We start from the raw sequence: 14,389 nt of genomic DNA, 5'->3' as shown, positions 1-14,389 counted from the left end.
CACACCGAGCCCGGGGCCCGGCGAACGAGAACCTCAGGCCCGCTGACTCGACACCGAGATCACTTCACCGGTCAGATAACTGGAGTAGTCGCTCGCCAGGAACGCGATGGTGGCAGCGACCTCCCACGGCTCGGCGGCACGGCCGAATGCCTCGTCCGACGCCAACTGATCCAGCAACTCAGCCGACGACGTCTTCTCCAGGAACTTGTGCCGCGCGATGCTCGGCGACACCGCGTTGATCCGCACCCCGTAGTCGACGGCTTCGATCGCGCTGCACCGCGTCAATGCCATCACGCCGGCCTTCGCGGCGGCGTAGTGGGACTGCGAATGCTGGGCACGCCAGCCCAATACGCTCGCGTTGTTGACGATGACGCCACCGTGGTCGACGTCGCGGAAGTAACGCAGCGCCGCGCGGGTTGCGCGCATGACCGAGGTGAGCGTGACGTTGAGGACACGGTCCCACTCGTCGTCGGTCATGTCGATCACCGGCGTCTGACCGCCGAGGCCCGCGTTGTTGACGAGCACATCCAGCCGGCCGGCCTTCGCGACGGTCTCACTGATCAGCGCGTCGACGGCTTCGGTGGAGGTCACATCGCACACCACCGACTCGACGCGCCCCAGACCGAGGCCCGCGAGTTCGTCGCGGGTCTCCCCCAGGCGGCGCTCGTGGTAATCGGACACCACGACGTCGGCGCCTTCGAGAAGGGCGCGCCGCGCGGTCGTCGAGCCGATGCCGGTGCCTGCCGCGGCGGTCACCAGGACCACCTTGCCGGTCAGGAGTCCATGCCCGTCAATCTCTTTCGGAACTTCCGAGAGGTTCATCCCTTAGCTTCCCGAGGTAGGCCGAGCACGCGCTCGGCGATGATGTTGCGCTGAATTTCGTTCGAGCCGCCGTAAATGGTGTCCGAACGCGAGAAGAGGTAGAGCCGCTGCCATTCGTCGAACTCGCCCTCGGGCAGCGTCAACCCGGCCATGCCCTGCACGTCCATCGCGATCTCGCCGAGTTCGCGATGCCAGTTGGCCCACAGCAGTTTCGACACGTTGTCTTGACCGGGCTGCTCGACATCCATGGTCGCCAATGCATAGGACCTCATGGCCTTCAGGCCCGTCCAGGACTCGGTCAGCCGCTGACGGATCAGCGGATCGTCGGCCGCGCCGGTACGCTTCGCGAGCTCGACCAGGTTGGAATGCTCACGCGCATAGCGGATCTGCTGACCGAGCGTCGACACGCCGCGTTCGAACGTGAGCGTGCCCATGGCCACTCGCCAGCCGTCGCCGGGCTGACCGACCACCAACGACGCGTCGGTACGCGCGTCGTCGAAGAACACCTCGTTGAACTCGGAGTCACCGGTCAGCTGGATGATCGGCCGGATCTCGACCCCGGGCTGATCGAGCGGCACCAGCAGATAGGACAGCCCGGCGTGGCGCTTTGAGCCCTTCTCAGTGCGGGCGACCACAAAGCACCATTGCGCCCAGTGCGCCAGTGACGTCCACACCTTCTGGCCGTTGATCACCCATTCGTCGCCGACGAGTTCTGCCGTCGTCGACACGTTGGCCAAGTCACTGCCTGCATTCGGCTCGGAGTAGCCCTGGCTCCACAACTCGGTGACGTCGAGGATCTTGGGCAGGAACCGCTGCTGTTGCTCGGGTGTGCCGTATTCGATGAGCGTGGGCCCGAGCAGTTCCTCGCCCAGGTGGTTGACCTTGTCGGGCGCGTTCGCGCGCGCGTACTCCTCATAGAACGCGACCCGGTGTGCGACCGACAACCCGCGCCCGCCGTGCTCCACCGGCCAGCCGAGACAGGTCAGACCGGCGGCGGCCAGGTGCTGATTCCACGCGCGGCGCTCTTCGAAGGCTTCGTGCTCACGACCCGGTCCGCCCAGGCCCTTGAGCGCGGCGAATTCACCGACGAGATTGTCTGCGAGCCACTGCCGGACCTCGGCCCGGAACTCCTGGACCTCTATCACCCTTGTAGGCTAACCTACCAAGCACTTGCTTTGTTAGAGGAGCACCATGACGAGCGCCCGCCGCACCGTTCCAGCGGTGCTGGACCGGATTGCCGTGCAGTTTTCTGACCATGACGCCCTGGTCAGCACCGATCGCAGGCTGACTTACTCGCAGCTGCGGGACGAGGTTCGGCAGGCCGCCGCGGCGATGGTCGCCTTGGGCGTGCAGCCCGGCGACCGCGTCGCGATCTGGTCGCCGAACACATGGCACTGGGTGGTGGCCTGCCTGGCCACGCACTACGCCGGCGGCGTGGTCGTGCCACTCAACACGCGCTACACGGCCAGTGAGGCCACCGACATCCTGGCCCGCACCGCGGCACCCCTCTTGATCGCGGCCGGCAAGTTCCTGGGCGCCGACAAGACCGCCGACCTCGACCGGGAGGCACTGCCGTCGTTGCGTCACGTCGTGCGGGTGCCGATCGACGAGGACGACGGCACGTGGGACGAGTTCGTGGCGCAAGGTAGCGATCTCGACGAGGTCGACCGGCGCGCCGCGGCCGTCCAGCCCGACGACGTCTCCGACATCCTGTTCACCTCCGGAACCACGGGCCGCAGCAAGGGTGTGCGGTGCGCGCATCGGCAATCGCTCGACGGGTCGGCCGCGTGGGCCGAATGCGGTCAGGTCACCAGCGCCGACCGCTACCTGTGCATCAACCCGTTCTTCCACAACTTCGGCTATAAGGCCGGCATCCTGGCCTGCCTGCAGACGGGCGCGACGCTGATCCCGCAGCTCACGTTCGATCCCGAGCAGGCGATGAAAGCGGTTGCCGAACAACGCATCACCGTGCTCCCCGGCCCGCCGACCATCTACCAGACGCTGCTCGACCATCCGAAGCGCGGCGACTACGACCTCAGCTCGTTGCGGTTCGCGGTCACGGGCGCCGCCGTCGTCCCGGTCGTGCTTATCGAGCGCATGCAGAACGAGCTCGACATCGACATCGTCCTCACCGCCTACGGACTGACCGAGGCCGCGGGGTTCGGCACGATGTGCCGGCCCGACGACGACGCCGTCACCGTCGCCACCACGTGCGGTAGACCCATCGCCGATTTCGAACTGCGGCTTGACGATTCCGGTGAAGTGCTGCTACGAGGGCCCAATGTGATGCTCGGTTACCTCGACGATCCCGAGGCCACCGCCGCGGCCATCGACGCCGACGGCTGGCTGCACACCGGCGACATCGGCACGCTGGACGCCGCGGGGAATCTCACGATCACCGACCGGCTCAAAGACATGTACATCTGCGGCGGGTTCAACGTGTACCCGGCGGAGATCGAGCAGGTGCTGGCCCGGTTGGACGGCGTGGCCGAGTCCGCCGTGATCGGGGTACCCGACGACCGGCTCGGTGAAGTGGGTAAGGCATTCGTAGTGGTCAAGGCCGGGGCGCAACTCGACGAGGCAGCTGTGATCGCCTATGCGCGTGAGCATCTGGCGAACTTCAAGGTGCCGCGATCGGTCGAGTTTCTTGACATGTTGCCGCGCAATCCGGGTGGCAAGGTGGTCAAGCCGGTCCTGCGGGAAAGGGTGTAATGGACCTGAGTTTCGACGACGAGACCGAGGCCTTCCGGGCAGAGGTCCGTGAGTTCCTGGAAGCCAATCGGGAGTCCTTCCCGACGAAGTCGTACGACACGCTCGAAGGCTTCGAGCAGCACCGGCGTTGGGACAAGGTGCTGTTCGACGCCGGGTTGTCGGTGATCGCCTGGCCGAAGAAGTACGGCGGCCGCGACGCGACCCTGCTGCAATGGGTGGTGTTCGAGGAGGAGTACTTCCGCGCCGGTGCACCGGGCCGGGCAAGCGCCAACGGCACCTCGATGCTCGCGCCGACGCTGTTCGCGCACGGCACCGAAGAACAGCTCGACCGGGTTCTGCCGAAAATGGCCAACGGCGAGGAGATCTGGGCCCAGGCCTGGTCCGAACCGGAGTCGGGAAGCGACCTGGCGTCGCTGCGGTCGACGGCGACCAAGGTCGACGGCGGCTGGAAGCTCAACGGCCAGAAGATCTGGAGCTCACGCGCACCGTTCGGGGAGCGCGGCTTCGGCCTGTTCCGCTCGGACCCAGAAGCCCAGCGCCACAAGGGCCTGACCTACTTCATGTTCGACCTGAAGGCCGAGGGCATCATCGTACGCCCGATCGCCCAGCTCGGCGGTGACACCGGCTTCGGCGAAATCTTCCTCGACGACGTGTTCGTCCCCGACAACGACGTGATCGGTGGAGTGCACGACGGCTGGCGCGCGGCGATGAGCACGTCGAGCAACGAGCGCGGCATGTCACTGCGCAGCCCGGCCCGATTCCTCGCGCCGGCAGAACGCCTCGTGTCGCTCTGGAAAGACAACCCGGACCCGGTGTTCACCGACCGCGTCGCCGACGCGTGGATCAATGCCCAGGCCTACCGGTTGCACACCTTCGGCACCGTGACGCGGCTGGCCAACGGCGGCGAGCTCGGCGCCGAATCATCGGTGACCAAGGTGTTCTGGTCCGACCTCGACGTCGCATTGCATCAGACCGCGCTGGATATGCGTGGCGCGGACGGTGAACTCATGGACTCCTGGACCGAGGGGCTGTTGTTCGCGCTCGGCGGCCCGATCTACGCCGGCACCAACGAGATCCAACGCAACATCATCGCAGAGAGATTGCTCGGCCTACCGCGTGAATCTGGAGGGAAGAGCAAGTGAACTTCGAGATAGACGAACAGCAGCGCGATTTCGCGGCAAGCATCGACGCGGCACTCGGCTCCGCCGACGTTCCGGCCGCCGTGCGGGCCTGGGCAGCCGGAGACACCGCGCCCGGACGCAAGGTCTGGTCACAGCTGGCCGACCTCGGTGTGACTGCACTGCTCGTGGCCGAGAAGTTCGACGGCATCGAGGCGCATCCGGTCGATGCGGTCGTGGCGTTGGAGCGGTTGGGCTACTGGGCGGTGCCCGGGCCGGTCACCGAATCCATCGGCGTAGCACCGATCTTGTTGGCCGACGACGAGCGCTCGGGAGCGCTGGCCTCGGGCGAGCTGATCGCCACCGTCGCGCTACCTCCCCAGGCGCCGCGTGCCATCGACGCTCACTTCGCCGGCCTCATTCTGGCGGCCGGCGACGGCGAGGTCCGTGACGGCGCGCCCGGTACACAGCACGATTCGGTCGATCCCGCCCGTAAGTTGTTCGATGTCGACGCCACCGGTGACGCCCGGCCGGCCGACACCGCACGCGCCTACGAGTTCGGTGTGCTGGCCACGGCCGCTCAGCTCGTCGGCGCCGGCCAGGCGATGCTCGACCAGTCCGTCGAATATGCCAAGCAGCGCAGCCAGTTCGGCCGGATCATCGGCTCGTATCAGGCCATCAAGCACAAGCTCGCCGACGTGCACATCGCGGTCGAGTTGGCCCGCCCGCTCGTCTACGGCGCGGCGCTGTCGCTTGCGGAGGGATCGCCGGATACGGCACGCGACATGAGTGCGGCCAAGGTCGCCGCTTCCGATGCCGCGCTGCTGGCCGCCCGGTCTGCGCTGCAGACCCACGGCGCGATCGGCTTCACGCAAGAGCATGATCTTTCCCTGCTGCTGCTTCGTGTGCAGGCACTGCGCTCGGCGTGGGGAGACCCGACATTGCACCGGCACCGACTGCTGGAGGTCCTCTCGTGAGCGAAGAACGCGAACTCTTGCGCGACACCGTCGCCGCGCTGGTCGACAAGCACGCGTCACCGGAGGCGGTCCGCGCGGCGATGGAGTCTGAGCGCGGCTACGACGAGAAGTTGTGGCAACTGCTGTGTGAGCAGGTCGGCGCCGCAGCCCTCGTGGTGCCCGAGGAACTCGGCGGTGCCGGCGGCGAACTCGCCGACGCCGCAGTGGTTCTCGAGGAGCTCGGCAAGGCGCTCGTCCCTACGCCGCTGCTCGGGACCACACTCGCCGAGTTGGCGCTGCTGGCAACCGATCAAGCCGAGCCACTCGAGTCATTGGTTGAGGGCACTTCCATCGGAGCCGTGGTGTTCGACCCCGAGTACGTCATCAACGGCGACATCGCTGACGTCGTCATCGGGACCGACGGGGAAAACCTCACTCGCTGGACCACTTTCACCGCCGTGCCCAAGACGACGATGGATCTGACTCGCCGGCTGTCTGCCGTCACGCCCGGTGAGACCACACCCCTTGGCGCCGATCCCGGCCTCGCAGACACCGCCGCACTGTTGATGGCCGCCGAACAGATCGGTGCCGCGTCGAGGTGCCTTGACCTGACCGTCGCCTACACCAAGGACCGCGTGCAGTTCGGCCGCCCGATCGGCAGCTTCCAGGCGCTCAAGCACCGAATGGCCGACCTCTACGTCAAGGTGGCCTCCGCGCGAGCCGTCGTGCACGACTCGATCGCCGACCCGTCACCGACCTCGGCCTCGCTCGCCCGCTACTTCGCCAGCGAAGCACTCTCCGCGGTGACCGCCGAGGCCGTCCAGATGCACGGCGGTATCGCGATCACCTGGGAACACGACATCCAGCTCTACTTCAAGCGTGCGCACGGCAGCGCCCAGCTGCTCGGCCCGCCCCGCGAGCATCTGCGCCGGCTCGAAGCCGAGGTGTTCTAGCCTGGCTGGGATGGACGTTTCGCTGCGCGCCGGTATCCCGCCGTTCTACGTGATGGACGTGTGGCTGGCTGCCGCCGAGCGCCAGCGCACGCACGGTGACCTGGTCAATCTCTCGGCCGGCCAGCCGAGCGCCGGGGCACCCGCACCGGTGCGCGAGGCCGCCGTCGCCGCGCTGAACCGCAATCAGCTGGGCTACACGGTGGCGCTCGGCATCCCCGAGCTGCGCGCCGCGATCGCGGGGTCCTACCGCGCCCGGTACGGCGTCGACGTCGGCGTCGACGACGTCGTGCTCACCACCGGATCGTCGGGCGGATTCCTGTTGACGTTCCTCGCGTGCTTCGACGTGGGCGATCGGGTGGCGATCGCCAGCCCGGGTTATCCGTGTTACCGCAACATTCTCACGGCGCTCGGGTGTGAGGTCGTGGAGATTCCGTGCGGGCCCGAAACCCGTTTCCAGCCGACCGTGGCCATGCTCGATGAACTCGATCCGCCCGTGCAGGGCGTGATCGTCGCGAGCCCGGCCAATCCCACCGGCACGGTGATCCCGCCCGAGGAGCTGGCAGCGATCGCGTCCTGGTGCGATGCGTCAGGCGTCCGGCTGATCAGCGACGAGGTCTACCACGGCCTGGTCTACGAGGGTGCGCCGACGACCAGCTGCGCGTGGGAGACCTCACGAAAAGCCGTGGTGGTCAACAGTTTCTCGAAGTACTTCGCGATGACCGGATGGCGGCTCGGCTGGCTGCTGGTCCCCGCCGAGCTGCGCCGCGCAGTGGACTGCCTGACCGGAAACTTCACGATCTGCCCACCCGCACTGGCCCAGCACGCCGCGGTGGCCGCGTTCACCCCGGAGTCGCTCGGCGAGGCCGAGGGCCTGCTCGCGCACTACGCAGACAACCGGCGACTGCTGCTCGACGGGCTCCGCGCAATCGGCATCGACCGTCTGGCCCCGACCGACGGCGCGTTCTACGTCTACGCCGATGTCAGCGAGTTCACCAACGACTCCCTGTCGTTCTGCTCGAAACTATTGGCGGACACGGGCGTTGCGATTGCTCCTGGCATCGACTTCGACACCGTCCGCGGCGGCTCCTACGTCCGGCTGTCGTTCGCCGGCCCGACGAGTGACATCGAAGAGGCGCTTCGCCGGATCGGGCCCTGGCTGGGTTCCTAATCGGGTAGCTATCACCATCCCGAGATGCGGATGATGTCGGCGGCGATCTCGGCTACGGTGCGATCGTCGGTGGCGATGTGGTGAGCTGCGTCGGCGCCGGCTCGGAGGCGTGCACTCATCTCTTTGCTGGACGTGAGGTGCCGGTCGAGTGCGGAGCCGATCTCACGTTGGCTCAGACGTTTTCGCGCTGTGGCATCGGTACACGTGAGCAGGACTGCGGTGATTCTCGGGTTGCCGCCGATGGCGGCGGAGAGGCGCTTGATCTCTTCGGGCAGCACGCTCGCGGTGTTGGTGTAGATCATGCGGTGGTAACCCAGTTCCCGGTAGTTCTGCCACATCGCCGCGAGGTTGCGTTCGGCGAGGTTGTGTTCCTGCGGCGCCGGATAGGCCATGTCGAGGAAGTCACCGTCGATGAGGCAATGGGCGATTCCGGCAGCACTCAACTCGGCATGGACCTCGAAACCGACGCTGGTCTTGCCGCTTCCCGAACGCCCGCCGATGAACACCGCTTCGCTGACCATGAGATTGCAGTCTGCCCGCCATCGAACGTCAGTTGTCGGTGGGTGTGGGTAGTGTCGTCTATGTGTTCGAAAGTTTGTTCGATATCGATCCGGGGGCGTCGGAGCAACAGCTGCGCGCCCTGGTCGAGACGTACGAACTGCTGAAACCCGCACTGGCGGCCGCCCAGGCCCGCGCGACGGCGTTGTGGGATGCCAAGCGCCGCGCCCGCGAGGCCGCCGACGGAGTCCCGGCCGCCAAACGCGGCAAAGGTTTGGCCGCCGAGGTCGCGTTGGCGCGGCGCGAGGCGCCCAAGAAAGGCGACCAGTATCTCGGGCTGGCCAAGGCACTCGTCCACGAAATGCCCCACACCCTGGCCGCGCTGGAAGCGGGGATGCTCTCGGAATGGCGGGCCACCCTGATCGTGCGCGAATCAGCCTGCCTGGACGTGGAGGACCGGCGCCGGTTGGATGGCGAACTGTGCGCCGACCCGACACGGCTGCAGGGCTGGGGCAACAGTCGGGTCAAGGCCGAGGCCCGCAAGATCGCGGTCCGCCTGGATGCCGCGGCGGTCGTCGAACGGGCGGCCAAGGCCGCCGCCGACCGCGGCGTGTGGATCCGCCCGGCCCCCGACACCATGGCGTATGTGACGGTGCTGTTGCCCGTCGCCCGAGCCGTCGCGGTCTACGCCGCCTGCAAAAACGCCGCCGACACCACCCACGACAACCGCACCCGCGGCCAGATCATGGCCGACACCGTCTACGAACGCCTCACCGGCCGACCCGCCCCCCAACCGGTACCGCTCGCCCTCAACCTCGTGATGGCCGACACCACGTTGGCCGGCGACGACGACGCAGCCGCATGGCTGGGCGACTACGGGCCGGTGCCCGCGGGTTTCGCCCGCACCCTCACCGGCGATGCCGTCGCCGACGCCGAGGTGAAAGCGACACTGCGGCGCCTGTACCGCCACCCCGACAGCGGGCAGCTGGTGGCGATGGAGTCGCGGGCGCGGATCTTCCCCAAAGGCCTGGCCAGGCTGCTCGAACTGCGCGACCAGACCTGTCGCACCCCGTACTGCGACGCGCCGATCCGCCACCACGACCACGCCGTCCCCACACACCACGACGGCCCCACGAGCGCACTCAACGGCCTCGGGCTGTGCGAAGCGTGCAACTACGCCAAAGAAGCACCCGGCTGGTCGGTCACCACCACCGACACCCACGGCAACCACACCGCCCAATACCGCACACCCACCGGCGCGGTCTACCACTCCACCGCCCCACCACTACCCGGACCGCCCATCAGAACGACGGTGAGCATCATCGAAGACCAGATCACCATCGACCTGGTCACCTTCGACGCCGCCTAAGTCGCCCGGTAACGCCGCCGCCGGCGCCTACCCGCCGCTGAGGAAGACCTGCAAGCCCTCCTCGGGCGCGACAGCGTTGGTGACATTGGCCGCGACGACGACCAACATCATCGCCGACAGCGCAGCTGTCGACGCGGTGAATCCGACCGGCAGACGCCGACGCACACACACTGCGACCACGACGATCAGGACAGCGGCCACGAGGGCGGCGAGCCCGGCCAATACGGCGTGGTATCGGGCGAAGTCCCCGACCATCACGGCAAGTGCGGTCTCGTGGGCGTCACCGACAACGGAATGGGCCTGCCTGGCTTCGTCTGACAGCATCGGCAACAGCGACGCGAACGGTGCCGCTGCGCCCTGGACGTTCGCCATTGTCAGGACCGTCGCGCCTACGGCGAGCACTGCCGTCACGGCGCGGCCCCACGTCCTGCGCGACCGAAGGCACAAGACCGCGAGCACGGCCAGCAGGCCCGCGGCGATCGCGGCCTTGGCGACGTGATACCACATCCAGTAGTCGACAAGGTCTTGGAGATCTGACGTGCGTACCCCCGATCGCCAGTACGCGGCAAAGCTCTTGTCGAGCGCGTCGACGAGCGGCTGGTTGTCGTAGAAGCTTCCATATCCGCCGCCGGCCAACACGGCCGGTGCCACGACGAAGGCCACCGCAAGAATCGCGGCGGTAACGATCAACGACCTGTTACCGGCGAACAGACGCATACCAATCCAGCAGAGCCGGGTTGTCGACTGCGCTGCGCTCCACCACTTTTGCCGCGTCGGCGCCCTGGAAGAGCTTCTTGATCGGCACCTCGAGCTTCTTGCCCGTGCGGGTGTGGGGAACACCAGGGGCGACGATGATCTCGTCGGGCACGTGGCGCGGCGACACCTCGGTGCGGATGGTCTGGTTGATGCGTTCGGTCAGCTCGTCGGTGAGTTCGACACCGTCGGACAGCACCACGAACAACGGCATCCAGTAGCCGCCGTCGGGTTGTTCGGCTCCGATCACCAGGGCTTCCACGATCTCCGGCAGCCGCTCGACCGACTGGTAGATGTCGGCACTGCCCATCCGGATGCCGTGCCGATTGAGCGTGGAGTCGGAGCGGCCGTGCACGACGATGCTGCCGTGGTCGGTGATCGTGATCCAGTCTCCGTGCCGCCACACACCAGGGAACATCTCGAAATAGGCGTCGCGGTAACGGGATCCGTCGGGGTCGTTCCAGAAGGCGATCGGCATCGACGGCAGTGGTTTGGTGATGACGAGCTCACCGACCTCGCCCCGGACAGGGTTACCGGCTTCATCCCACGCGTCGAGTGCCACACCCAGATACGGCGCAGAGAGCTCCCCCGGCCACACCGGAACCGTCGGCACACCGCCGATGAAAGCCGACACCACATCGGTGCCGCCACTGATCGACGCGACCTGGACTCGTTCACCGACGTTGTCACGCAGCCACAATGCCGACGACGGCGGCAGCGATGATCCCGTGATGCCGACGACCTTCAGCGCCGACAGGTCGTGCTCCTTGCGCGGCACACAACCGGCTTTGGCGCACGCAAGCACATACCCCGGGCTCGTCCCCAGCACCGTGGCCCCGACGCTGGCCCCGATACTCCACAGCGCGTCGGGCTCCGGGTAAGTGGGGCTGCCGTCGTAGCAGACGATGGTCGCGCCCACGAGCAAGCCGGCCACCTGGAAGTTCCACATCATCCAACTCGGGCTGGTGTACCAGAAGAACGTGTCGTCGGCGCCGATGTCGGACTGCAGTGCGACGGCTTTGAGGTGTTCGAGCACGACACCTCCGTGGCCGTGCACGATGCCCTTCGGCAGGCCGGTGGTTCCCGACGAGTACAGGATCCACAGCGGATGGTCGAATTCGACTGCCGCGGTGTTCAGTTCGGCATCGACGGGCGCAGACGTCGCGGCCCAGTCGAGCCAGTCGGATCGCGCCGCGCCCAAACGTGACACCAGCACCGACGCCTTCAAGCTGGGCAGGCCGTCCTGCAGCGCGATGATGTCCTCGGTCTTGTCGTGCGTTTTGCCGCCGAATCGGTAGCCATCGGCTGCCACGAGCACCGTCGGTTCCAACTGGCCGAGTCGGTCGAGCGCCGCCTTGGCGGTGTAGTCCTGGCCGCACGCACTCCAGATCGCGCCGATGCTGGCGGTGGCCAGAAAGGCGATGATCGCTTCGGGAATGTTGGGCAGATAACCGACCACCCGGTCGCCTTGCTGCACTCCGAGCGAGAGCAGGGTGTGGGCGAATGCCGTTGTGCGCTGGAGCAGTTCAGCCCAGGACAGCTCGCTGACGGCGCCGCCCTCGGCTACGTACAGGATCGCCGGGCGGTCGGTGCGGGCATTGCGCTTGATCTGGTCGACGTAGTTCAACCGGGCACCGGGAAACCAGCGGGCACCTGGCATCGCCTCATCGGCGAGCACGGCGTCGGGTCGGTCGCCGAGGTCGAAGTAGTCCCACAACGCGGCCCAGAACGCGTCGGGATCGTCGACCGACCACTGCCAGAGTGCGTGATAGTCGGGGGCAGCGATGCCTGTCCGCGATTCGACGAACCGGCTGAAGTCGGTGACCCGTGCCTCCGTGCGGTCACGCTCGGTGGGGACCCACTGAGGTTCGGTCGCTTCGCTCATCTCGCGCTCCACCCGCCATCCATCGTGTACGACGCACCGGTCACCATGCGGGCGGCCGGCGATGCCAGCCAACCTACCAACGCGCCAACCTCTTCGGGCTCGACCAGTTGTTTGATGGCGCTCTCCTTGAGGAGGATCTGCGCGACGACGTCATCCTCGGGGATGCCGTGGATGCGGGCCTGGTCGGCGATCTGCTTGGTCACCAGCGGCGTCCTGACGTAGCCGGGGTTGACGCAGTTGCTGGTCACCTGGTGCGGACCGCCCTCCAGCGCAGTCACCTTGGACAGCCCTTCCAGCGCGTGCTTGGCGGTGACGTAGCCGACCTTGTACTCCGAAGCTCGCAACCCGTGCACCGACGAGACGTTGATGATGCGCCCGAACCGTTGGCGGTACATGTGCGGCAGCGAAGCTCTGATGAGCAGGAACGGCACCTCGACCATCAACGCCAGCAGCATCCGGAACTTGTCCGGCGGGAACTCCTCGATCGGGTTGATGCTCTGGACGCCGGCGTTGTTGACCAGGATGTCGCAGTCCAACTCCAGCCGCTCCAGCGCGGCCACGTCGAGAAGGTCTACCGCCCAAGGCTTTCCGCCGATCTCGGCGGCCAGCGCGCCTGCCCCATCGGCATCGACGTCGGCCACGGTGACCACGGCCCCGCGCGCGGCCAGTTCGCGCGCACACGCCGCCCCGATACCGCTCGCCGCGCCGGTGACCAACGCGGTGCGGCCCGCCAGGTCCGTCACAGGACGCCGTGCTTCGCGAGGACCTCACGGTCGGCCTGGTCGATGCTCTCAAGGTCGGTACCCACCGTCTCGCGCATGAAGAGGGCTGCGACGAGCGTGACCGCGGCGGCACACGCGAGATAGATGGCGATGGGCACCCACGAGTCGAAGACGTCGAGCAGTTTGACGGCGATGATCGGCGCCAGCGACCCGGCGACGATCGACGTCACCTGATAGCCAAGGGACACACCGGAATAGCGCATCCGGGTCGGGAACATCTCGGCCATGATCGCGGGCTGCGGCGAATACATGAGCGCGTGGATGATCAGGCCGATGATGATCGCACCCATGATCACCAGATAGTTGGCGCTGTTCATCATCGGGAAGGCGAAGAACGCCCAGACCCCCGCGCCGATCGCGCCGACGATGTACACCGGGCGCCGGCCGAATCGGTCCGACAGGCGGCCCACCGTCGGGATGGCAACGAAGTGCACGGCGTGCGCGGCCAGCAGCCACCACAGGATGTCGCTGGTGTCAGCGCCCACCTGAACCTTGAGGTAGGTGATGGAGAACGTGACCACCAGGTAGTACATGATGTTCTCGGCGAACCGCAACCCCATCGCGGTGAAAACGCCACGGGGATAACGCGTGAGCACCTCGACGACGCCATACGACACGGCTTTGACCCGCTCGACCTCCTGCTGCGCGGCCAGGAAGATCGGCGCATCGGAGACCTTGGTGCGGATGTAGTAGCCGATCAGCACGACCACCGCCGACAGCCAGAATGCGACGCGCCAACCCCAGGACAGGAACGCCGCATCGGACAGTGTCGTCGTCAACAGCAGCAGCACGACGGTCGCGAGCATGTTGCCCACCGGTACGGCCGCCTGGGGCCAGCTGGCCCAGAACCCGCGGCTCTGGTTGGGGCTGTGCTCGGCGACCAGCAACACCGCGCCGCCCCACTCGCCGCCGACGGCGAAGCCCTGGACGAACCGCAACACCACGAGCAGCGTGGGCGCCAGATACCCGATCTGGTTGAACGTCGGCAGGCAGCCCATCAGGAAGGTGGCCGCGCCGACCAGCAGCAGGCTGAACTGCAGCAGCTTCTTGCGGCCGTACTTGTCGCCGAAGTGACCGAACACCACCCCGCCGAGCGGGCGGGCGATGAAGCCGACCGCATACGTCACGAACGCCGCGAGAATCGCGTCGAGATCACTCGTGCTCTCGGCGAAGAAGACCTTGCTGAACACCAGCGTGGCGGCGGTTCCGTAGAGGAAGAACTCATACCACTCCACGACGGTGCCGGCCATCGACGCGGCGACGACCCGGCGCAGGCCGGTCGGGATGGGCGCGCTCATCGGCGACTCCTCTTATGACGTGTGCCATCTGTGCCGGGGCTCTGTGATGCCCGCGACAGTTGAGGTGAGTATTCC

At 67.0% G+C, this 14,389-nt stretch carries 13 protein-coding genes; 6 read left to right on the top strand and 7 right to left on the bottom strand.

From position 1 onward, the window contains the following. Window positions 1–33: 33 nt before the first annotated feature. Both ipdF and ipdE1 read right to left on the bottom strand, forming a co-directional pair. Complete coding sequence (gene ipdF / locus AWC31_RS05855) at window positions 34–822, bottom strand: (5R,7aS)-5-hydroxy-7a-methyl-1-oxo-2,3,5,6,7,7a-hexahydro-1H-indene-carboxyl-CoA reductase (RefSeq protein ID WP_067858578.1); 789 nt, start codon at window positions 820–822, stop codon at window positions 34–36. Beyond that, the gene (gene ipdE1 / locus AWC31_RS05850) at window positions 819–1,967 is read right to left on the bottom strand and encodes an acyl-CoA dehydrogenase IpdE1 (protein WP_085143378.1); all 1,149 of its coding nucleotides are present in this window, start codon (window positions 1,965–1,967) and stop codon (window positions 819–821) included. Before ipdE1 ends, ipdF begins: the two co-directional genes overlap by 4 nt. A 46-nt stretch (window positions 1,968–2,013) precedes the next feature. Between ipdE1 and fadD3 the strand changes: the two genes are divergently transcribed. The 5 genes from fadD3 to AWC31_RS05825 are packed head-to-tail and all read left to right on the top strand — an operon-like array spanning window position 2,014 to window position 7,729. Next, window positions 2,014–3,534: a 3-((3aS,4S,7aS)-7a-methyl-1,5-dioxo-octahydro-1H-inden-4-yl)propanoate--CoA ligase FadD3 gene (gene fadD3, locus AWC31_RS05845; protein WP_085143377.1), complete on the top strand. Its 1,521-nt coding sequence runs from the start codon at window positions 2,014–2,016 to the stop codon at window positions 3,532–3,534. Next, complete coding sequence (locus AWC31_RS05840) at window positions 3,534–4,676, top strand: acyl-CoA dehydrogenase family protein (protein WP_085143376.1); 1,143 nt, start codon at window positions 3,534–3,536, stop codon at window positions 4,674–4,676. The genes fadD3 and AWC31_RS05840 overlap by 1 nt, the downstream gene beginning before the upstream one ends. Beyond that, on the top strand, window positions 4,673–5,629 hold the full coding sequence (locus tag AWC31_RS05835; protein WP_085143375.1) for an acyl-CoA dehydrogenase family protein: 957 nt from the start codon (window positions 4,673–4,675) through the stop codon (window positions 5,627–5,629). The genes AWC31_RS05840 and AWC31_RS05835 overlap by 4 nt, the downstream gene beginning before the upstream one ends. Then, window positions 5,626–6,561, top strand: a complete 936-nt coding sequence (gene ipdE2, locus AWC31_RS05830; protein ID WP_085143374.1) for an acyl-CoA dehydrogenase IpdE2 — start codon at window positions 5,626–5,628, stop codon at window positions 6,559–6,561. The genes AWC31_RS05835 and ipdE2 overlap by 4 nt, the downstream gene beginning before the upstream one ends. Before the next feature lie 10 nt (window positions 6,562–6,571). Further along, window positions 6,572–7,729 (top strand): pyridoxal phosphate-dependent aminotransferase, encoded by a 1,158-nt coding sequence (locus tag AWC31_RS05825; RefSeq protein ID WP_085143373.1) that lies wholly within the window; start codon window positions 6,572–6,574, stop codon window positions 7,727–7,729. Window positions 7,730–7,740: 11 nt separating this feature from the next. Here AWC31_RS05825 and AWC31_RS05820 read toward each other — a convergent pair whose 3' ends face one another. Then, on the bottom strand, window positions 7,741–8,250 hold the full coding sequence (locus AWC31_RS05820) for an adenylyl-sulfate kinase (RefSeq protein ID WP_085143372.1): 510 nt from the start codon (window positions 8,248–8,250) through the stop codon (window positions 7,741–7,743). A gap of 62 nt (window positions 8,251–8,312) precedes the next feature. Between AWC31_RS05820 and AWC31_RS05815 the strand changes: the two genes are divergently transcribed. Next, entirely contained in the window at window positions 8,313–9,596 is a 1,284-nt protein-coding gene (locus AWC31_RS05815; RefSeq protein ID WP_085143450.1) for an HNH endonuclease, read from the top strand. Window positions 9,597–9,623: 27 nt separating this feature from the next. Here the strand turns inward: AWC31_RS05815 and AWC31_RS05810 are convergent, their stop codons facing one another. Genes AWC31_RS05810 through AWC31_RS05795 form a run of 4 tightly spaced genes read right to left on the bottom strand, consistent with a single transcriptional unit; the run spans window position 9,624 to window position 14,314 of the window. Next, entirely contained in the window at window positions 9,624–10,313 is a 690-nt protein-coding gene (locus AWC31_RS05810; RefSeq protein WP_085143371.1) for a hypothetical protein, read from the bottom strand. Continuing rightward, on the bottom strand, window positions 10,294–12,234 hold the full coding sequence (locus AWC31_RS05805; protein WP_085143449.1) for an acetoacetate--CoA ligase: 1,941 nt from the start codon (window positions 12,232–12,234) through the stop codon (window positions 10,294–10,296). Before AWC31_RS05805 ends, AWC31_RS05810 begins: the two co-directional genes overlap by 20 nt. Next, entirely contained in the window at window positions 12,231–12,977 is a 747-nt protein-coding gene (locus AWC31_RS05800; RefSeq protein ID WP_085143370.1) for a 3-hydroxybutyrate dehydrogenase, read from the bottom strand. Before AWC31_RS05800 ends, AWC31_RS05805 begins: the two co-directional genes overlap by 4 nt. Then, window positions 12,974–14,314, bottom strand: a complete 1,341-nt coding sequence (locus AWC31_RS05795) for an MFS transporter (RefSeq protein WP_085143369.1) — start codon at window positions 14,312–14,314, stop codon at window positions 12,974–12,976. The genes AWC31_RS05800 and AWC31_RS05795 overlap by 4 nt, the downstream gene beginning before the upstream one ends. Window positions 14,315–14,389: the final 75 nt, after the last annotated feature.

This window comes from Mycolicibacterium wolinskyi, from assembly GCF_002101965.1.
Lineage (GTDB): Bacteria > Actinomycetota > Actinomycetes > Mycobacteriales > Mycobacteriaceae > Mycobacterium > Mycobacterium wolinskyi.
The sequence above is the reverse complement of the archived record's forward strand: the minus strand, read 5'-3'. Positions and strand labels throughout refer to the sequence as shown.

Excerpts from the sequence above, each read along its gene's own strand:
- AWC31_RS05840 (WP_085143376.1), top strand. The coding sequence starts at position 3,534 with ATGGACCTGAGTTTCGACGACGAGACCGAGGCCTTCCGGGCAGAGGTC.
- AWC31_RS05805 (WP_085143449.1), bottom strand. The coding sequence starts at position 12,234 with ATGAGCGAAGCGACCGAACCTCAGTGGGTCCCCACCGAGCGTGACCGC.
- ipdF (WP_067858578.1), bottom strand. The coding sequence starts at position 822 with ATGAACCTCTCGGAAGTTCCGAAAGAGATTGACGGGCATGGACTCCTG.
- AWC31_RS05810 (WP_085143371.1), bottom strand. The coding sequence starts at position 10,313 with ATGCGTCTGTTCGCCGGTAACAGGTCGTTGATCGTTACCGCCGCGATT.
- AWC31_RS05795 (WP_085143369.1), bottom strand. The coding sequence starts at position 14,314 with ATGAGCGCGCCCATCCCGACCGGCCTGCGCCGGGTCGTCGCCGCGTCG.
- fadD3 (WP_085143377.1), top strand. The coding sequence starts at position 2,014 with ATGACGAGCGCCCGCCGCACCGTTCCAGCGGTGCTGGACCGGATTGCC.
- AWC31_RS05825 (WP_085143373.1), top strand. The coding sequence starts at position 6,572 with ATGGACGTTTCGCTGCGCGCCGGTATCCCGCCGTTCTACGTGATGGAC.
- AWC31_RS05820 (WP_085143372.1), bottom strand. The coding sequence starts at position 8,250 with ATGGTCAGCGAAGCGGTGTTCATCGGCGGGCGTTCGGGAAGCGGCAAG.